Source organism: Scytonema sp. HK-05 (assembly GCF_963872035.1).
Classification (GTDB): domain Bacteria; phylum Cyanobacteriota; class Cyanobacteriia; order Cyanobacteriales; family Nostocaceae; genus Kalymmatonema.
This window is the reverse complement of the sequence record NZ_CAWMYC010000013.1, coordinates 151054-172547: the sequence shown is the minus strand read 5'-3', so window position 1 is coordinate 172547 and position 21494 is coordinate 151054. Positions and strand designations below refer to the sequence as shown.

The window sequence follows — 21494 nt, the reverse complement described above, 5'->3', positions numbered from 1 at the left end:
CAGTATTCAAGCCAACATCTATCACTGGTCAGTTATTTTTGCCAGCCTGCACTAGTAGTCTGCCAAGGCAACTTTGCCTAGTACTCTCTTTTATTGGTAAGCTACCTGAAAACTGAGGGGTAGTATGGCAAAGAAGTACCGAAGTGGACTTGAACGAAGCAGAATTAAGCGAACTGCGCTCAGTAATTAAAACGGGTAAGCGTTCGGCTAGAACGATCACCCGCGCTCATATTCTCTTACAGGCATATGATATCAAGTCCGGTTAATTAGTTATTATTAAAGGCTCTGTGCAAAAACCGGAAAACGCGCTCCCCGGCTCTTGAGCCCCCCTGCTCCCCTACTGCCTTAATGATAAGTCTTTATCCGGACATGATATGAGGGGAAAACAGATCAAGCGATCGCCGCCACCGTTCGAGTTAATGTCTCGACTGTAGAGCGCACCCGTGAGAAATTTGTCGTTGGTGGGTTGGAGTATGCTAAAGTCGGCCGCTCTCATCCCCGAAAACCTCGTAAACTTGATGGTAAGCAAGAAGCGTTCTTGATTGCCACTGCTTGTTCGACTCCTCCATCTGGACGCACTCGTTGGACAATACAGCTTTTAGCAGATCAGTTGGTAAGCGCACAAAGGTAGATTTTGCCTACCAGATGAAAGACTTGGTGGACATTTATTGCCGGGACGCAGATATTATTCGTCTGGTAGTCGATAACCTAAATATACATCATCCAGCCGCCTTGTATGAAGTATTTGCGCCGCCTGAAGCACGCCGCATCATACAAAAACTGGAGTTTCACTACACACTCAAGCATGCGAGTTGCTTGAATCAGGTGGAAATTGAATTGTCGGTTTTATCCCGCCAATGTTTGGAGCGACGGATTGGCGATCGCTCCTGCTTAGAGTTAGAAATTGCCTCCTGGGAACAGCAGCGCAATCACCAACGGGCAAGTGTAAACTGGCGCTTTAAAACTACAGATGCACACGTCAAGTTATATCAAATCAAGTACGCATTACTCTCAAACTATTTAATTCAACAACTGAAACCTCTGGCGCTCGCCATGTCATTAGTCTAGTTATGGGTGACGATTACCTGTGACAGTTGCGTAAGTCTTGTATTAGTTACTCATCCCAGGTTCACAATATTAGATGAGGCAACAAGTGCCTTAGATTTGAAAAATGAAGGAAGTTTATATCAACAGTTACAAGTAACAAAAAAAACATTTATTAGTATAGGATATAGAGAAAGTCTATCTGATTATCATCAATGGATTTTAGAACTTTCACAAGATTCCAGTTGGCAACTTGTGACTGTGCAGGAATATCGAAATCAAAAAACAATAAATATTCAAAGCACGCCTAATAATGAGTTGCAAAGTTAATCACAAATCTTCACGGAAGCAATCACAAGTGAAGGGCTTTCTCATAAGGAAATAAGTGAATTAACTAACTATTTCATTAGCACTATCAGAAGTAAGGCAAGCAAAGGAAATTCTATCACCACTAGGGACGGCTTGACGTACTGCTATGACAAGAACCCAAGTGTGTTGAAGTGGGTGAGACTTTAGCTGAATTATCCCATATGAAAGAATAGTTTTTTTATTTTGATTAGTAAAAATCGCGCTTCCTCAGAACCCCAAGTTTTTAAAAAAGTCAGGGTTCTTGTTGTTCACTAATGAATGACTTATTACTAGTGTGTATAGGAACCTGGTTTCCTATTAAACATAATTATAGATGGAATCTGGTTCAGCAAAGAAAAGAGGCAAGAGTAGGGGCGGGTTTAAAAATATTATTTATTACTAATGATGATCTCGGCGAACCCACCCCTACTTGTTCAATAATCCAAGAAAACTGCTATAATTTGAAATTCATTACTTAAAATTGATAATTATTAATTTTTTTCTTGACTGTGCGCTTAAGTTTCTTAACTTTCTTAACTTTCTTCACTACCTGGAAATAATTACTTTTTATCTTAACTGACCTTGAACACATATGTAATTCCTGATATACTTTGAGTTGCAAAAATAATTTCCTTTAAGGAAAACACTATGCCTACAAACACAGTCAAAACAGTGGATGTCGGATCAGTACCATTCTTTGCACGTTTCTTGCAAGAGCAAACTACTGAAGGAACAGATACTCCTTCTTTCCCTTTCACTTACAAGTTTCCTTCAGATATGGAAGACAAATAATTTAGTCTTCTGCATCTGGAAAGTACCTTTGTGAGCAGGAAGATATCTTGTAATTGGCTTCATCATAATTTAAGGGAGTAACAGTTATCAAATAACTGAAAACTGCTCTTGTAAACGCAATCGCTTTCATATTATCTTATCGCCCGTGAGTAGCATTGGAACAGGAATGTACGCGCTTGCCCAAGATGCTTACTGTACTTAAGTTGTAGCCTGAGCCTTTAAAGGTGTCTATTCCTGTGATAACAATCTTTATCACAGGAAAAATCCTCTCAAAGCCTGAATTCTTGGTAAGAATGAGGCATTGAAGAAGGTAGAAATTTTATTGTTATCACAGGAATCAGTCGGAGCGCGTACATTTTGGTTCCAATGCTACTCGCACGCGAAGACTTACAAGATGCTGAGTCACTACGCTATTGCCCGATGGTTTTTCAAGAGCAAATTCCGAAGCAACAGGAATTGCGAGTGGTGTATGTCAATGGTAATGTATTTGTGGGGGCGCTAAACGCAGATGTGTATGCAGCAGCCAAAGTTGATTGGCGTAAACCAGGTGTTGAGGTTGGCGCATGGCAACATCACCAGCTCAATAATGAATTTGTGCGTCGTCTCCAAACCTTTATGGGTAAATTTGGGCTTTCATTTGGTTGTTTAGATTTTATCCTCACACCATCAGGCGAATACGTCTTTTTGGAAATCAACCCCGTAGGAGAGTGGGGAATGCTGGAGAAAGATTTGGACTTGCCCATTGCAAGTGCGATCGCAGAAGTATTACTGAGTAATAGAAACTAGGGTATTGAGCATTGTGTATTTTTCTTGTCTTCTATCCTATAGGTACTCATTTGAAAAACCTTTTTGTAGTAGCATTATGTAGATAAAAGTAGCCGCGAGCGCGCCTACATCCCATACCGCTTTGAAAGTTGACAGTAGGATTTTACTATTATTTTGATTTATAGTAAACTTCTTATTTAAAATCACGAATTATTTCTATTTGGAGATGAAATCCTTGTGACAAACCTAGTAAATACACGAACAGTTTTGACATTTGATGGGGTAGATGATTATATAGATTTTGGCAGAAACGATATTGGCGGCGTTTTCGCTCAAGGGAGTTCAGCTTTTACGGTTTCAGGATGGGTAAATCCATATCAACTAACAAATAAAGCTACTAGTTACGGAACACGCAATGTATTTTTTGCCCGTTCTTCAGAGAGATACAGCGATAATTTTGAATTCGGAATCAGTGAAACAGGAAGCATAGATGTCTACATTGATGAAAGTGTTAGCAAGGGTATCAAAACCTTCGGGCAAGGAGAATTAACTATAGGACGATGGCACTTTTTTGCTATTATTTTTAATAGCGGTCAAATAACAGTATATATTGATGAGCATGAATACAACGATTCTCTTAGAGGTTCATCTTTAAATAAAGCAACAAGTTCTGTAACTCTGGGCGCAACGTTACACAAACAGGTTTATTTCAAAGGACAATTAGCAAACATTAGCGTTTGGAATTATCCCTGTACTCAAGCACAAATCCAGATCCATCGTTGTGGACTAATAGTCGGGGATGAAGAAGGATTAGTGGCTTACTGGAAATTAGATGACGGGCAAGGAACAACAGTCAAAAACCAAACTGGAAAGTCCTATCATGGCAATTTTCGTGGTAATCCTATTTGGACTTTAGCAGAAATTCCATTTGCAACACAATCATCAAATCCAGTTCCATTTGCAGCAGAATCATCCAATCAAGAAGAGATTCAAGAAGAGATTCAAGAAGAGATCCAAATTGAAACAGCAGTTATTTCCGAAGAAAATATTTTACCACTAACTACAAATTTATTAGCAGCATCGGTATCCTTAGTCAGCAACGACGAAGACGAACCAAAGGAAATTCAACAGACAGAAACAAACAGCGAAGAATCCGAGATTATTCCAACCCCGCTCGCTCTCCAGCCACATGACGAGGAAACCAAAATAGACCAAACTGAAGAGCCCGTCAATATCCAAGAAGCACAAATATTAACTCAGGAGGAATTGCCAGAAAGCATGAATACAAAAGCCCGTCCCAAATATAAAATACTTTCCATTGATGGAGGTGGTATTCGGGGCATTATTCCTGCATTTCTCTTAGCAGAAATTGAAAGGCGGACACAAAAGCCTATATTTAGTTTGTTTGATTTAATTGCTGGCACTTCAAGCGGCGGAATTTTGGCATTGGGACTAACTAAACCCCGATTAAGTTCATCTGATGACTTGCCACAAGCGCAATACACTGCTGAAGATCTCATACAACTATTTCTTGAATATGGGGTGGAAATATTTTATGAGCCATTCTTTGAAAGACTACTTGGTCCATTAGAGGATATATTTCTCCAGCCAAAATATCCTTCCGAAAGCAAAGAAAAAATTTTAAGGCAATATTTTGGTAACGCCCCTTTAGAAAATAATCTCAAAGAAGTTTTTGTAACGACTTACGATATCGAGCAGCGAATTCCGATATTTTTTACAAACAAACTAGAAAAACAAGAGATAGAATCGAAAAATTTTAGCAAGTTATGTAGTGGTTTTTCACTCCTAGATGCAGCATTAGCAACTACCGCCACTCCGACTTATTTTGCTCCTCATCGTATTATAAATTCCCACAATAGCGGCATCGTCTATACTTTAATAGATGGTGGAGTATTTGCTAATAATCCAGCCCATTTAGCTATTTTAGAAGCACAAATTAGTAGTAAACGAAAAGCACAAAAACCCCTCAATACAGAAGACATTTTAGTAGTTTCTTTAGGTACAGGTTCGCTGACGAGTGCCTACCTTTATAAAGAAGTCAAAAATTGGGGACTCTTACAATGGGGAAAACCGCTTTTAAATATTGTGTTTGACGGTGGTAGCGAAGTGGTGTCTGGACAATTAGAACAGTTGTTTGAATCTAGCGATGGAGAAGCTAAAAGTTTTTATTATCGCTTTCAAACATTTTTAGATGAGGAACTAGAAGAGATAGATAATACCAAACTACAAAATACTCGTCAGCTACAAGCTGTAGCCCACCGCCTAATTTCTGAAAAAAGCCAACAAATTGATGAACTCTGTAGTCTTTTGTTGGGCTAAATCAGATTGCTTGGATGTCACACCAGGTAACTGGCGTACATTTTATAATCGCCAAGCGAATCTGCAACAAGTAAAATTTTTAATGGCTGCAAAAAAGAAATTAGTCATTAATTTCTGAGTCATGTTTTCACCTTATAAGGATTGTAAGTAAATACAATGGATGAACTCGTCAAAAAAATTGCTGGTTTAGGTCTTCCTGGTATACTCTTTGTGATTGCAACGGCTACATCAGGGGGTAGTGTCGCTGCCGTTGTCACTCTACTCTCATCGTTAGGGGGACCGTTGGGCTTGTTAGGAGGTTTAGGACTGCTTGGTTTGGTAGGCATTCTAGGGGAATATATAGCAGCATTTGGGATTGAAACCGTTCTCAAGCTCATTTATGCAGAACGTAGCAAAACCGAATCTGTGAGATTTCTTCTCAAAGAAATTCAAGAATTACCCATTACAGATGACCTAAAACTCAAACTGAAACATCATATTAGCCCAGTAGTCATTACTGAGCCTGGAGAAGGTTCTGGTCCGAGAACAGTCGAAATTGTTGATGAGGAACCATTAACCTAAGTAGGTTGACACAATTAAATCGAACTATGTAACCTTTTGTAAGGGAAAAGGGGAAAGGTTTTCCCCTTTTTCCCTGCGCCTTTACCCATTGCAATATAGTTATGTTTATTTACGCCCATCTACTTAGCTTTTGAGAATGTCACTTTGCAAACCCCAAACTATGAACAAGTGATTGTTGAAGATTTGTCACTCGCTGTTCAGCCAGGCGAAGGGTTATTGATTGTTGGCCCTAGTGGTAGGGGTAAAAGTTCTTTGTTGAGAGCGATCGCTTAATAAATAACTCGCCTTAAGATTATAGTTCACCTATGAGTGTCAGAGCTAGGGGACGAGAACTGTTTCCTCAGGCAACAGCACACTAGTAGCATACTTAAGGAGACGACGATTGTACCAGACTATCAAGGAATACGCGTTCGCGAAGCGGCGCGATAGCGCTTCGTTACTTTGGACAATTGAAACTAGGCAAGCAGGCACCAGCTTATAAGGCAGCTTCTATGAGTAGATATGGAAGTCGCAGGTCAATTTTGAGCAGGAGCAGTCCAGGGGCGGCAATGGGCTGACTTGTCAATAGCTCGAACTACAAAGCGCCAAACTCGCGATTGTTCTCGCTGGTGACTTTGGTGGCACACCATCTACAGAACTCACAGAAGTTTTCGGTCCGACAGGCACCTTGGTATGCTAAACACAGAAGTTTTCGGTTCGACAGGCACCTTGGTATGCTAGATCCTTACCCACTTTCGTTGATGCGATTGCCCAAGGAGCAGTGCGCAGAGCGCAATCGCTCTTGTCCGTCAGTTTCTATGGTCTTGTACTTTTTCAATGTCGCACTCCGATACCGATATGGTAAAAATCCCTCGTGCTTTGTTGGAACGTTTGACCGATACCTTGGGCTATGCCGCTTAAATGGATTTTGTCGAGCTTAGGAGGCACGCTTCACTTCCTTATGCTCAGAATGACAATTCATACCCTGATTCAGCAATGTCCCTTTATTTTTGCAAAATTGGGATGCTCCTATAAGTATTGCTATCATTCCTTCTTTTTCCTAGGAGCAATTACTGAATAACTTATTAAATTCCCACTTTTCCCACTTTTCCCACTTTTTTTAAATTCATAATTTTTTAAATTCCCACTTTTCCCACTTTTTTAAATTCCCACTTTTCTTACTTTTTTAAATTCCCACTTTTCCTACTTTTTTAAATTCCCACTTTTCTTACTACCGTTACTATCATTTTTATAGTATTGATAAAAGAATGAAACTAAAAAATTATATTAGTAGTGCATCTGCACCTTGTATGAGTTACAAGCAGTTTTAGGAAAATGAACCTTTATTTGTTTTCCACATTATCTGAAAAATTAGGTGATGAAAGCAGCTTGATTATTTCAAAAAATCGCTTTACAGGGTTGTGATTTATGAAGAAAAAATAGCTACAGAAAAAGAAAATTTAAGAAAATCAGCAATTTTTTAGTAGCCAGAAACGCGGCTAGAAATACAATTTACCTTTGCTTAAGCTAGTTTAGGCAGAAAAGTAAAATACTGGTAAAAATGCAAAGTTAAGATAAAGTTTTGAATTTGGGAAAATTTCGATATTTAGAAATGTTACTGTAACAATATTGCGGTTGGTGTTTACCAAAGAAGGCTAAAAACACTATTCATGACCTGAGAAAAGCTTGTTTATTTTTGAGATTTTTATTGAAAAGTAAGGTATTTTCATGAGAAATGATACGAGCATGCTAACAATAGTAGATGTATTAAGAAACAGGGCACTATCTCAGCAAGAGCAGAGAGCTTATACTTTTTTACAAGATGGAGAGAGAGAATTAAATAGTCTAACTTATGGAGAATTGGATCGAATTTCAAAGGCGATCGCGGCTCAACTCCAGAGTATGGGAGCATCTGGACAACGAGCTTTACTACTGTATCCATCAGGTCTAGAATTCATCGCCGCCTTTTTCGGGTGTTTGTATGCAGGAGTAGTAGCTGTTCCCGCTTACCCACCCAGGGCTAATCAGAAGATGTCCCGGCTAGAGGCGATTATCGCAGATGCCGAAGCTCAGGTGATTCTTACAACTGAAGCTTTATTACCTAACATTAAGAGTCGAGTTGCCCAGAATCCAGAATTAGCTGCATTGTCCTGTTTGGCGACCGACAACATAGACGAAAATCAGGCAGATTCATGGCAGGAAACACCCTTGTGCGGAAGCACTCTGGCTTTTCTCCAGTACACTTCGGGTTCTACGGGAACACCGAAAGGGGTGATGGTGAGTCATGAGAACCTGATGCACAATGAAAAAATTATCCAGCATGGTATGCAGCACACGGAGAAAACAATCTTCGTGGGTTGGCTTCCCCTTTTCCATGACATGGGACTGATTGGGAATATGCTGCAGCCTTTGTACTTGGGTATACCGTGCATTCTCATGTCTCCAGAGGCTTTTCTGCAAAAACCTTTCCGTTGGCTGCAAGCTATTTCACGATACAAAGCTACCACCAGCGGCGGACCTAATTTTGCTTACGATTTATGTGTGAACAAGATTACGGACGAACAGCGGGCGAGTCTCGACTTGAGTAGCTGGCAAGTGGCTTTCAACGGAGCTGAACCAGTCCGTGCAGAGACTATGGCACGGTTTACAGCAGCTTTTGCTAATTGTGGTTTTCGCCGCGAGGCATTTTACCCATGTTACGGCATGGCAGAAACAACTCTCATTGTTTCTGGTGGTCGTGTAAGCGCCCAGCCGATTGTGCAAAACGTCCAGAAACAAGCGCTAGAGCAAAATCGGGTAGTTCCAGCCTTAAGACAAAACGATGACAGCCAAACATTAGTAGGTAGCGGTGAATGCTTGCCGGAACTAGAAATTGTCATTGCCAATCCACAGACAATGGAACCGTGTCAGCCGAATGAGGTCGGTGAAATTTGGGTATCTGGACCAAGCATAGCTCAAGGCTACTGGAATCGTCAAGAGCAGACTGAGCAAACCTTTCGAGCACAACTGCGAGACACTAAAGCCCGACGATTCCTGCGGACAGGGGACTTGGGATTTTTGCTCAATGGGGAATTGTTTGTCACTGGTAGACTCAAGGATGTAATTATCATCCGGGGGCGCAACTATTATCCTCAAGATATTGAACTCACGGTAGAACAAAGCCATCCAGCACTGCGTTCTAACGCTGGAGCTGCCTTTTCAGTCGATATTGCTGGAGAAGAAAAGCTAGTCGTTGCCCAAGAAGTAGAGCGGAGTTACCTCAGGAAGCTAAATGCTAACGAAGTGATTGGGTCGATTCGTCGAGCCATAGCCCAACAGCACGATCTAGAAGTTTATGCGGTGCTGCTGCTAAAGACTGTCAGCCTTCCCAAAACATCCAGTGGTAAAGTACAGCGGAGTGCTTGTCGGGCTAAATTTCTAGCTGGAACTCTAGACATAGTGGCAGATTGGAGTCCGAATCCGAAATATAAAACAAATTTCCGCGACCTGGAAACGGAAGTAGAATTGCTGTTGCAACAACTGCAAACAGGCAAATTGCAACCAGAGCAGTCCAGCAACAACCATTCTGAAGAGCAAGCATCGAATCAACAGGTATCTCCAAGTCAAGAAGCTATCGAAGCCTGGTTAATTTCAAAGATTTCAAAGCAACTTGCTTCTTCTGATGAAATAGATATTCGGCAACCCCTAGTCCAATATGGTCTAAGTTCGTTGGCAGCTGTAGGCATTTCTGGTGACTTACAGGAATGGCTAGGACGTGAGCTTTCTCCTACACTCTTGTACGATTACCCGACGATTGAAAGTTTAGCTCGGTATTTAGCTGGATTAGAAACTGGGCATCAACAAGATGCTCACCGTACAGCAACGACTGAAGAAGCGATCGCCATTATTGGAATCGGCTGTCGTTTCCCTGGAGCAAAAGGCCCGGAAACTTTCTGGCAACTGTTGCATGATGGGGTTGATGCTGTCAAAGAAGTGTCTCCGTCACGCTGGGACATGAGTCGTTTCTCTAACAAGACGACCGCAGAGATTGAAGAAAAGCACACCCAATGGGGTGGGTTTCTCGAACAAGTGGATCAGTTTGATCCACAGTTTTTCGGTATTGCTCCACGGGAAGCCGAGCTGATGGACCCCCAACAACGGCTGCTACTAGAAGTTAGTTGGGAAGCGTTGGAGAATGCTGGACAGACACAAAAGCAAGTAGCAGGCAGTCAAACAGGGGTATTCATTGGCATCAGCAACTATGATTATTCCCGATTGGTGTTTAACCCGAAAGTCGCCATTGACCCCTATTCCGGTACTGGCAACGCTTTGAGCATTGCTGCTAACCGCTTGTCCTATGTGCTAGATTTACGAGGACCAAGCTGGGCGGTAGACACGGCGTGTTCCTCATCGCTGGTAGCTGTTCACCAGGCTTGTCAGAGTTTGCAGCAAGGCGAATGCCAGATGGCTTTAGCTGGTGGAGTCAATCTCATCCTCAGCCCTGAAGTGAGCATGACCTTCTCCAAGGCAGGAATGATAGCGGTTGATGGTCGCTGTAAGACCTTCGATGCTAAAGCTAACGGTTATGTTCGAGGAGAAGGCTGCGGTGTTGTGGTTCTTAAGCGCGTCTCTGACGCCGTTAGGGATGGAGATACTATCCTAGCTGTGATCAGAGGCTCGGCAGTTAACCAGGATGGTCGCAGCAATGGACTGACAGCGCCCAATCCACTTTCACAACAGGCAGTGATTAGTCATGCTCTTGAAAATGCGAAAGTTCAGCCAGCCCAAATTAATTATGTAGAAGCACACGGTACTGGAACCTCTCTTGGAGACCCAATCGAGCTAAATTCGCTCAAGGACATACTGATGCAGGGGCGATCGCCAGACGAACCCTGTTGGATTGGCTCGGTTAAAACCAACATAGGTCATTTGGAAGCTGCAGCTGGGATTGCTAGTTTAATTAAGGTTGTACTTTCTTTGCAGCATAAGGAAATCCCTCCCCACCTGCATTTAGAGCAGATCAATCCGTATATTTCTATAGACGGAACACCACTGTCAATCCCAACTAAGCTTCAGAAATGGGCTACAGGAAAAGAGCCTCGGTTGGCTGGAGTCAGTTCGTTTGGGTTTGGGGGTACCAATGCTCATGTAGTCTTGGAAGAGGCACCTCCAGAAATTCAAAATTCAAAATCACCGAAGATTGGAGTCTCCTCCGGAGACGCTGCGCGAACGGAGGTTTCCTCCGCTTTAACTTCTCTCAAAATCCAAAAAGAAGATAAAATTGAACGTCAATTCCATCTTCTGACTTTGTCAGCTAAAAGTGAGAAGGCACTTGGCGAGATGACGCAACGTTATGCTGATTTCTTAACAAATCATCCTGAAGTTTCTTTGGCGGATGTTTGTTACACAGCTAACACTGGGCGATCGCATTTTAACCACCGCCTTGCTGTAGTTGCCAAATCTAGTGTGCAGTTGCAAGAAGCACTAAATGCTTTTGCCGATAGCAGGGACGACAGACTGGTGAACGGTCAGGTAAGTAACAAGCGCCAGAAGATTGCGTTTTTATTTACTGGTCAAGGCTCTCAATATGTGGGTATGGGACGGCAACTGTACGAAAATGCGCCCGTCTTTCGCGCCGCCCTTGATCAGTGCGATGAAATTCTACGTCCATACTTGGGGCAGTCACTCCTGCAAGTGCTGTATCCCAAACCAGAGGAGAACTCACCACTAGACCAAACCGCTTACACCCAACCTGCCCTATTCGCCATAGAGTATGCTTTGGTGCAACTGTGGAAATCCTGGGGCATTCATCCTGATGCCGTCATGGGTCATAGTGTCGGAGAATACGTAGCTGCCACTGTTGCTGGAGTCTTGAGTTTAGAGGATGGGCTGAAGCTGATTGCCCACAGAAGCCGCTTGATGCAGAGCTTACCTGCTGATGGTGAAATGGTAGCAGTGTTTGCTGACGAAAAAGAAATACGTGAAGTCACCAAAATCAATAATAAAACAGTAGCATTTGCAGCATTTAATGGCTCGGGTAACACGGTGATTTCAGGCTCGGCACAGGCAGTGCAAGCAGTTTGTGTTGAGCTTGAGGCAGCAGGAATAAAGACCAAAAAACTACAAACCTCTCACGCCTTCCATTCACCGTTGATGGAGCCGATACTTGCTCAATTCGCTGAAGTAGCAGCTACAATCAACTATGCGCCTCCGCAAATCACCATCATCTCCAACCTTACAGGTTCTCAACTGACATTCGAGGAGATATCACCTGATTACTGGTGTCGTCATTTGCGCTCTGGTGTGCAATTTGCCAAAAGTATCAACACACTTCATGCGAGTGGTTATGAGGTGTTTGTGGAGATAGGATCAAAACCAACGTTGTTGGGGATGGGGCGCAACTGCTTAAGCGAACAAGTGGGAGTTTGGCTGCCTTCCTTGCGTCCGGGACACGAAGATTGGCGGGTATTACTCCAAAGTTTAGGGGAGCTATATGTGCGTGGAGCAGACGTAGACTGGTCGGGCTTTGACCAGGACTATGGGCGCAGGCGCGTCATGTTGCCCACCTATCCCTTCCAACGACAGCGCTATTGGGTCAATATCCGCGAAAACGAGCATTCACAAGCAGGCAATTTATTTCAAGAAAAGACTCAAAGTCCCATCATGAAACTCTTGAGCCAAGGAGATACTCAACAGGTAGTCCAAAATTTAGAAAAGGCAGGAGAACTTTCAGAAAATGAGTTACAATTACTGCCCAAGCTCTTGCAACTGTTAATTAAACAAGATCAACAGTTGCTAACAGCATCCATCAAAGATTGGCTCTATGAGGTACAGTGGCAGCAGTTGCCGCGTGATGTAGAGACGCGCCATGGCTCGTCTGTACAGAAGAACGGGATTCGGAAAGCTGGTACTTGGCTAATTTTTGCTGACTTGGAAGGTGTGGGACAAACCCTAGCCAAACTTTTGCGATCGCGGGGTAACACGTGTATTTTAGTTTATCCAGGGAATAGCTATAACATCAAAGAGGGCGAAACTTGGAGCATCAACCCTTATAGCCCAGTAGATTTTGAATTTCTGTTCCAAAAGGTTTTAGGAATGGAGCGACCTTTACAGGGGATTGTCCACCTGTGGAGTTTAGAGGCAGAATTGGCTTGGGATCTGACAGTCTCCTCTTTAGAACAGGCTCAGACCTTCGGTGTTGGGAGCGTGCTGCATTTGCTGCAAGCTGTAATAAAGAAACTAAACTTCGCATCTGCTTCCCCCCTACCTCGGTTGTGGTTAGTGACACGGGGAGCGGTACCAGCAGGTTCAGAGCTTCCTGGGGTGGCACAAGCGAGTCTATGGGGGCTAGGCAAAGTCGTGGCACTGGAACACCCAGAATTATGGGGTGGAATGCTCGATTTAGCGCCCAATTCCACGAATGATGAAGCAAAAGATATATTAGCAGAAATTGAGGATTCCCTTGGGGAAGACCATATTGCCTTGCGTAACGGCAATCGATATGTTGCTCGCTTAGTGCCCAAGCAACAGGAAGAATCCAAACAAGTGACGCTGCGCTCAGATGGCACTTACCTAATTACTGGAGGTTTGGGTGCTTTGGGACTAAAAGTAGCCCACCTACTGGTGTCCCAAGGGGCGAGACAATTGGTGCTCACTGGGCGCAACACTGAAAAAGACGAAGCGCAATCAACCTTGAGGGAATTGGAACAACTAGGAGCTAAGATATTCCTCCAAAAGGTAGATGTATCCGATGAAGCGGATATGGTGAGATTGCTTGAGACAGTTCAGGCAACAATGCCACCGTTGCGAGGAATTGTTCATGCTGCCGGAGTTTTAGATGACGGCATCTTGCAACAGCAATCCTGGGAACGCTTTAGTAAAGTGATGGCTCCCAAGGTAAGAGGGGCTTGGAATCTACACACCTTGACCGATGGTCTACCGTTAGACTTCTTTGTTGTATTTTCTTCAGCAGCTTCATTACTCGGCTCGCCAGGTCAAGGGAATTACGCAGCAGCCAATAGCTTTATGGATGCTTTGGCTCATCATCGCCGCTTGCAAGGACTACCAGGATTAAGCATTAACTGGGGACCTTGGGCCGAGGTGGGGATGGCAGCAAGCTTGGCAAACCATCAGCAAGCTGCTAACGCGATGGGACTTTCTAGCATCGCTCCAGATCTTGGATTGCAGGTGCTGAAACAGGTGCTTTTACAAGCCAGTTCACAAGTTGGGGTGCTACCAATCGATTGGTTAGTGTTAAGGCAGCAATTAAGCCTAGGTGGTCAACTGCCGCCGTTGTTCTTTGAATTGTTTGGTAAGACAAAAACCCAGGCAGAAAGCGATTTGGCATCGGTGCAACCGTCTGATATTCTACAAAAATTACAGGCGGCTCCGGCAAGCGATCGCCTCTCCCTATTAACTGCTTACATTCAAGGAGAAGTCGCCAAGGTTCTCAAATTTGCATCATCTCAATTGCCCGATCCAAAACAAAACTTCTTCGATATGGGTATGGATTCTCTGACATCAGTTGAGTTCAAAAACCACTTGCAGAACCATTTCGGGCGATTCTTTCCATCAACTTTAGTCTTTAACTATCCCAACATTAACGCCCTTGTCCAATACCTATCTCAAGAAGTTTTGTCCCTAGAAATGTCTGCTCAAGCAAGTCAGGATTTGCTGGAAAGTCAAGAAGAACTGACCACTTCTTTAGAAGAACTTAAACAACTTTCTGAGAGCGAGGTGATGGTTTTAATTTCTCAAGAATTTGAAGCGTATCGCTAAGGAGGATTTCTTTTTATATGAGTCAGTTCCCATCAAATACTAACGAACTCTCTCCACTGCAACAATCGCTTTTTGTAGTGCAGAAATTGAAATCCAAGCTTGCTGAGATTGAAAATGCAAAAACAGAGCCAATTGCCATTATCGGCATGAGTTGTCGGTTTCCTGGTGGAGCCAATGACCCGGAGGCATTCTGGCAGCTATTGCATGAAGGTGTAGACACCATCGCTGAGGTGCCAGCCCAAAGGTGGAACACTGATGCTTACTACGATTCAAACCCTGATGCACCGGGGAAAATGTACGCTCGGACTGGGGGTTTTGTAGATAACGTAGACCAGTTCGACCCCACGTTCTTTGGGATTTCCCCTCGGGAAGCAATCAACTTAGACCCCCAGCAGCGCTTGCTACTGGAGGTGAGTTGGGAAGCTTTGGAAAATGCCGGACAGCCATCGGATCAGTTAGATAATAGTCAAACCGGCATTTTTGTGGGCATTGGACAAAATGACTACGCACAATTGAAGTTCGATGATCCGACACAAATCGACGCTTACAGCGGAACTGGGAATGGCTTTTGCTTTGCGTCTGGTCGGTTGTCCTATGTTCTCGGGCTACAAGGTCCCAACATGGCGATTGATACCGCTTGCTCTTCTTCGTTAGTTGCCATTCATTTGGCTTGCCAAAGCCTGCGTACAGGAGAGTGCAATCTGGCTTTAGCAGGCGGTGTACAGTTAATCTTATCGCCAGAAATCACCATTTTTCTGTCTAAGACACACGCTCTCTCCCCAGACGGTCGATGCAAGACGTTCGATGCCGATGCCAATGGCTTTGGTAGAGGTGAAGGCTGCGGAGTGGTGGTGCTTAAGCGCCTATCGGATGCTGTAGCAAATCGAGATAACATCTTAGCTGTGATTCGAGGTTCAGCAATTAACCACGATGGACCTAGCACAGGTTTGACAGTTCCAAATGGACTAGCTCAGCAAAAACTCATTCTTAAGGCTCTACAAAACGCTAAAGTAGAACCTTCTGAGGTAAGTTATGTAGAGGCTCACGGCACAGGAACAGCACTAGGTGACCCAATTGAAGTGGAGAGCTTAGCAACCATATTTGGCAAGGGACGCTCTCAAGACAACCCCTTGGTAGTTGGTTCGGTGAAAACCAACATCGGTCACTTGGAAGCAGCAGCAGGAGTCGCAGGTTTAATGAAGGTGGTGCTTTCGCTGCAACACAACGAGATTCCACCTCACCTGCACTTCAAACAGCCGAATCCTCACATCAACTGGGATGAGGTAGCAGTGATGGTGCCAACGTCGCCGATGCCTTGGTTTTCAGGACAAAAGCGGCGGTTGGCAGGAGTCAGTTCCTTTGGGATGAGCGGTACCAACGCTCATATAGTGTTGGAAGAAGCACCGATATTAGAACCTGTCAAAGCGTCCGTGGAACCAAGAGCAGATCTACTAACGCTATCGGCAAAGACTCAAGAGGCGCTGTTGCAGTTAGCACGAAAATATGAGAATCATCTAGCTGTCAATCCGTCGTTAGATATAAAAAACATTTGTTATACTGCCAATGCGGGTCGAACTCATTTCAACCACCGCCTTGCTTTGGTTGCCTCGTACAACGCACAAGTGCGTGAACAGCTAGCAAACTTCTCAGGCGGACAGGAAACAGCACAGGTATTTCAGGGACATAGCAGCAGTTTGCCCAAAGTAGCTTTCCTGTTCACAGGTCAGGGGTCTCAATATGTGGGTATGGGACGGCAACTGTACGAAAGTGCGCCGATTTTCCGCGCCGCCCTTGATCAGTGCGATGAAATTCTGCGTCCTTACTTGGGGCAATCGCTACTGCAAGTGCTGTATCCCCAACCAGGAGAAAGTTCACCACTAGACCAAACCGCTTACACTCAACCTGCCTTATTCGCCATAGAGTATGCTTTGGTGCAACTGTGGAAATCCTGGGGGATTCATCCTAATGCTGTCATGGGTCATAGTGTCGGGGAATACGTAGCTGCCACTGTTGCTGGAGTCTTGAGTTTGGAGGATGGGCTGAAGCTAATTGTTTCTAGAAGCCGCTTGATGCAGAGCTTACCTGCTGGTGGTGAGATGGTGGCAGTGTTTGCTGATGAAGCTTCTATACGTGCAGCTACTGAAATAAATGAAAAAAAAGTAGCATTTGCAGCATTTAATGGACCGACAAACACGGTGATTTCTGGCTCTGCACAGGCAGTTCAAGCAATTTGTGATGAGCTTGAGGCAGCAGGAATAAAGACCAAAAAGCTACAAACCTCCCATGCCTTCCACTCACCGTTGATGGAGCCGATGCTGGCTCAATTCGCTGAAGTAGCAGCTACAATCAACTATGCCGCTCCCCAAATGACCATCATCTCCAACCTTACAGGTTCTCAACTGACATTCGAGGAGATATCACCTGATTACTGGTGTCGTCATTTGCGCTCTGGTGTACAATTTGCCAAAAGTCTCAACACACTTCATGCGAGTGGTTATGAGGTGTTTGTGGAGATAGGACCAAAACCAACGTTGTTGGGAATGGGGCGCAACTGTTTACCAGAAGAGGTGGGAGTTTGGTTGCCTTCCTTGCGTCCGGGACACGAAGATTGGCAGGTATTACTCCAAAGCTTAGGGGAGCTATACGTGCGCGGAGCAGACGTAGACTGGTCTAGTTTTTACCAAGACAATTTGGGACAACGAGTTAGCCTACCAACTTATCCTTGGGAGCGATCGCGCTATTGGATTGAGCCAAAACCAGCTGACAAAAACTCGCACCGTCTGCAAGCACCTCAAAACGCAAACTATACCACAGGACATCCACTTTTAGGTTCTCAATTAAAAACAATTGCGCATCTTCCCAACAGTTACTTTTGGGAACTTGAGCTTGATAGGCACCGCCTCCCTTATCTCACGCAGCATCGACTCCTGGGAGCCGCAGTTGTCCCTGTCGCGGTTTACGCAGAAATGGCTTTGGTTGCTTGCGAAGAAGCTTTTGGGGGATTTCATCAAATCAGAGATCTGGAACTGCACAATGTACTCTTCATCCCTGAGAATGGCACTCAAACCGTTCAAATTATCCTTACTACTGATGGGGATGGCTTAGCATCTTTTCAAGTTTACAGCCGCCCAACAGATGGAGAACCATCCTCTAAAAAGTGGACATTGCATGCAACTGCAAAAATTGCTCACAGTAACGAACAGGAGAAAAAATTATGCAGTTTGGCTTAATGTTCTTTGCCAGTAGTGAAGAGGCTTTAATCGGAGATAAATATCATCTGGTTATTGAGAGTGCTAAATTTGCAGACCAACACGGCTTTTCTAGTTTGTGGGTACCAGAACGACATTTTACTGAGTTTGGATGTCTTTACCCAAACCCAGCAGTGCTGCATGCGGCACTAGCAAGAGAAACTAAGCACCTCCGCTTGCAGGCTGGCAGTGTAGTCACGCCAATACACAATCCCATCCGGATTGCGGAAGAGTGGGCTGTTGTCGATAATTTGTCAGGAGGTCGGGTAGGAATTTCCTTTGCTCCTGGCTGGAACCCTGATGACTTTGCTTTCTTTCCAGAAAGATATCAAGACCGCCATAAAGAAATGCTTTCTGGCATCCAGATTGTAGAAAAACTTTGGCAGGGAGAATCCATCTCGGCAACAAATGGCAAGGGTAACCAGATTGACATCCGGATCTACCCAACGCCAATTCAAAAAAAATTGCCTGTTTGGCTCACAGCTTCTGGAAATCCCCAAACTTTTATTAAAGCTGGGGAGATTGGTGCCAATCTTTTAACTCATCTTTTAGATCAGACCATTGAACAGTTAGGCGAAAAAATTGCCCTTTATCGTCAAGCACGGGCAAATCACGGACACGCTCCGGAAACAGGTGTGGTAACGGTAATGTTGCATACCTTTGTTGGAGAGGACATGAATGTCGTCCGCGAGCTGGTTCGCAAACCTTACTGCGAATATCTCAAGTCGAACATCGGTTTACTTAACAATCTTGGCAGCAGTAGAGGTCACAGCGTAAATATCGCTGCCATGTCTGCAAAAGACCTGGATGATTTTGTTAATTTCTTATTTGAAAGATTTGCTGCTTCTAGAGGACTCATCGGAACACCAGAAACCTGTGTTGATTTACTGGAGCAATTAGATAATATAGGTGTGAATGAAGCTGCCTGTCTGCTCGACTTTGGACCGAACGCAGATTTAATTCTCAAGCATCTACCTTATTTAAATCAACTAAAAGAGCGTTACAATGTCGAACAAAAGCGATCGCCTTTGACGTTAGGCTTTGCGCAATCGCCGCCCAATGGGCATTCAACTGTAGCCGAAGTGTTGACTACATTGAATTTTTCGGAGACTTCAACGAATGGTGCTAATCCTACTTTAGAGCTACCAGAACAAATCCAAGCTCGATGTCAAGAAGAAATTCCTGGTTCGGAATTTTATCACAAGTTGCACGAACACAGGGTTCAGTTGGAAGGAAGTTTTCAGGGTATAGAACACATCTGGCGACGTGATGGGGAAGCCCTAGGGCTAGTGCAGCTTAAGGAAGAACTCAAACCATCAGCAGATGCTTACAAAATCCACCCGGCGTTCTTGGATGCTTGTTTCCAGGTGTTAGGAGCAGCATTACCAACTTACAATTCCTCTAATAATCAAGGTACGCTTTACATACCTTCTGGTCTTCGCAGTTTGCAAGTTTACGATCCAATTGACAAAGAGGTATGGAGCCACGCGGTTCTGCGGTCATCGGTGAGCGATAGTGCGGACGAGTTAGTGGGAGACGTGTACATCCGCGATCGCCAAGGAAAGATGCTGGTCAAAGCCTCTGGTTTACAGCTACGGCGAACTGAAACTCCTAAACAACAGACCAGTCAAGAAAACCTTAACGATTGGTTCTATGAAGTGGAATGGGAACCAACATCACCACTAGAAATCAACAGCCCGCAACCAGAACAGCCAGGGAGTTGGCTAATATTTACAGACAGCAGTGGTGTTGGACAGAGACTGGCAGCACTTCTCACGGCACGCGGAGAAACATGTTTTATAATTTCCCCAAGTAAAGACCAGGTTTCAGAACAGGGACAATTTTGGATCGACCCAAATCGTCCAGAGCAGATGCATCAATTCATTGAGAATGTACTCGAACCGAATCAACCGTTGTACAAAGGTGCGATCCATTTGTGGAGTCTCAATGAAACTTTTTCTGATGAGATGACATCTTCATCTTTGGAAACGAGCCAAGTGTTGGGAGTTAGTAGTGTATTGAGCCTACTTCAAGCACTAAGCAATGTTAAACAAACCGTGCCCCCTCGTTTATGGCTTGTTACTAAAGGTGCTCAGTCAATAGGTACAGAGTCTTCACTTCCAGCGATCGCCCAGACACCACTTTGGGGTTTAGGTAAAACCTGTGCTACAGAGCATGCAGATATCTGGGGAGGAATGGTAGACCTAGATCCTCAGGCGACAGAAGATGAAACAGCGTCTCAATTGCTGAACGTCATTTGCACTCAGGACGTAGAAGATCAACTTGTTTTCCGTCATGGACAGCCTTATGTTCCCCGTCTCGTACAAAAGCGCGAATCAGTAGAAAATGCGCTGACCTTTAGTTGGCGCAACGATTACAGTTATCTACTCACTGGAGGGTTAGGGGGTATAGGGCTTCAAGTCGCTCAATGGATGGTAGAACAAGGTGCTCGGCATCTCATTTTATTAGGACGTACTCCCTTGCCTCCACGCTCAACTTGGAGTGAGGTAGAAGAAGGTAGTATAGCTAACCAAATAGCTGCTATTCTGAACTTGGAAGCCCAAGGAGCCAGTGTGTATCTCGCTTCAGCTGATGTAGCAGATGAGACAGAAATGTCCGAAATGCTACAAACACTGAAAGACCAAGGTTGTCCACCAGTTCGAGGTGTGGTACACATGGCAGGTATACCCGGAGGAAAATTATTAGTAGAACTGGATGCTGAGCGAGCGAATCAGGTATTGCGTCCAAAAGTGATGGGAGGATGGCTTCTGCACCGCCTTTTTGAAAAAGTCGATTTAGACTTTTTCATACTTTTTTCTTCGGCAACGCACCAACTGGGCTTACTGAGTCGCGGAGTAGGAGATTACAGTGCTGCCAATGCCTTTTTGGATGCTCTTGCTGATTATCGTACAGTTCAAGGGTTGCCAGCAGTTAGCATTGAATGGGGACCTTGGGCGTCCGTGGGTATGGCTGCACGGGTTCGCAACGACGAGCGACTTGCACGCTTCGGAATTGGAAGTATTACCCCCGAGCAGGGACTGCAAGCAATGAGCCGTGCTTTACGCCAAAACTCACCTTCTGTTTGGGCAATTCCAATAAACTGGTCACAGCTTCTGCAAATGGACCAGTTCGCTGCTAAATCTCCTTTTCTCTCGAAGTTGAGCCGCCAAGTATTCTCACAAGGAGGCGCGCTGGGTTCTCAACAGTTAAAGGCGAGCGAAAGTGAGATTTTACAAAAGTTAAAACAGCACCAAGCAAGCGAACGTTTCTCTGTCTTAACTGCTTACATTCAAGGAGAAGTCGCCAAGGTACTGATGCTTGAGCCATCCAAATTGCCAGATCCGCAACAAGGTTTCTTTGACATGGGTATGGACTCTTTGATGGCGGTCGAGTTCAAGAACCGTTTGGAAGCTAGTTTTGGTGCTTCTCTTCCAGTGACTTTAACCTTTGAATACCCGACGATTAAAGATGTTGCCGGATATCTGGTTAGGGAAGTTATGGATTGGGATGTCCCTGCGGCAAATGAGACGGAGTTACCTAAAGGCGAAGACGAGCAAGCCGAGGCTTTGTCAGAGGTAGAACAGCTTTCCGATGATGGAGTAGAAGCGTCAATTGCGGAGGAACTCGCAAAACTAGAAAATTTGGTGAGGGGGAACTGAA

9 protein-coding genes and 3 pseudogenes are annotated in these 21494 nt (G+C 44.4%); 11 read left to right on the top strand and 1 reads right to left on the bottom strand.

Annotated elements, in window-relative coordinates:
* Window positions 1-337: 337 nt before the first annotated feature.
* Window positions 338-496, bottom strand: coding sequence for a hypothetical protein (locus tag AACT52_RS03540; protein WP_233153856.1), 159 nt, complete (start codon window positions 494-496; stop codon window positions 338-340).
* Between AACT52_RS03540 and AACT52_RS41180 the strand changes: the two genes are divergently transcribed.
* The 11 genes and pseudogenes from AACT52_RS41180 to AACT52_RS03490 all read left to right on the top strand — a co-directional run bounded on the left by AACT52_RS41180 (window position 467) and on the right by AACT52_RS03490 (window position 21493).
* On the top strand, window positions 467-631 hold the full coding sequence (locus AACT52_RS41180; RefSeq protein WP_443216617.1) for a helix-turn-helix domain-containing protein: 165 nt from the start codon (window positions 467-469) through the stop codon (window positions 629-631). The two genes, AACT52_RS03540 and AACT52_RS41180, sit on opposite strands and share 30 nt — an antisense overlap.
* On the top strand, window positions 583-1068 hold the full coding sequence (locus tag AACT52_RS03535) for a transposase (RefSeq protein WP_158054555.1): 486 nt from the start codon (window positions 583-585) through the stop codon (window positions 1066-1068). Before AACT52_RS41180 ends, AACT52_RS03535 begins: the two co-directional genes overlap by 49 nt.
* Window positions 1069-1107: 39 nt before the next feature.
* Window positions 1108-1560, top strand: a pseudogene (locus tag AACT52_RS03530) (ABC transporter ATP-binding protein/permease); the annotation flags it as partial.
* Between the two features lie 480 nt (window positions 1561-2040).
* A complete protein-coding gene (locus AACT52_RS03525; protein WP_073629418.1) occupies window positions 2041-2184 on the top strand; it encodes a microviridin/marinostatin family tricyclic proteinase inhibitor in 144 nt (47 codons plus the stop codon).
* A gap of 384 nt (window positions 2185-2568) precedes the next feature.
* A pseudogene (locus AACT52_RS03520) lies at window positions 2569-2970 on the top strand (MvdC family ATP-grasp ribosomal peptide maturase); the annotation flags it as partial.
* 216 nt (window positions 2971-3186) lie between these two features.
* Window positions 3187-5289: a patatin-like phospholipase family protein gene (locus tag AACT52_RS03515; protein WP_073629416.1), complete on the top strand. Its 2103-nt coding sequence runs from the start codon at window positions 3187-3189 to the stop codon at window positions 5287-5289.
* Window positions 5290-5445: 156 nt separating this feature from the next.
* Entirely contained in the window at window positions 5446-5850 is a 405-nt protein-coding gene (locus tag AACT52_RS03510; RefSeq protein WP_073629414.1) for a hypothetical protein, read from the top strand.
* Window positions 5851-5973: 123 nt separating this feature from the next.
* A pseudogene (locus tag AACT52_RS03505) lies at window positions 5974-6120 on the top strand (ATP-binding cassette domain-containing protein); the annotation flags it as partial.
* 1455 nt (window positions 6121-7575) lie between these two features.
* Complete coding sequence (locus AACT52_RS03500) at window positions 7576-14586, top strand: type I polyketide synthase (protein ID WP_233153855.1); 7011 nt, start codon at window positions 7576-7578, stop codon at window positions 14584-14586.
* 17 nt (window positions 14587-14603) lie between these two features.
* Window positions 14604-17816: a type I polyketide synthase gene (locus AACT52_RS03495; RefSeq protein WP_073629410.1), complete on the top strand. Its 3213-nt coding sequence runs from the start codon at window positions 14604-14606 to the stop codon at window positions 17814-17816.
* A complete protein-coding gene (locus tag AACT52_RS03490; RefSeq protein ID WP_073629408.1) occupies window positions 17801-21493 on the top strand; it encodes a type I polyketide synthase in 3693 nt (1230 codons plus the stop codon). Before AACT52_RS03495 ends, AACT52_RS03490 begins: the two co-directional genes overlap by 16 nt.
* The last annotated feature ends 1 nt before the right edge of the window (window position 21494 follow it).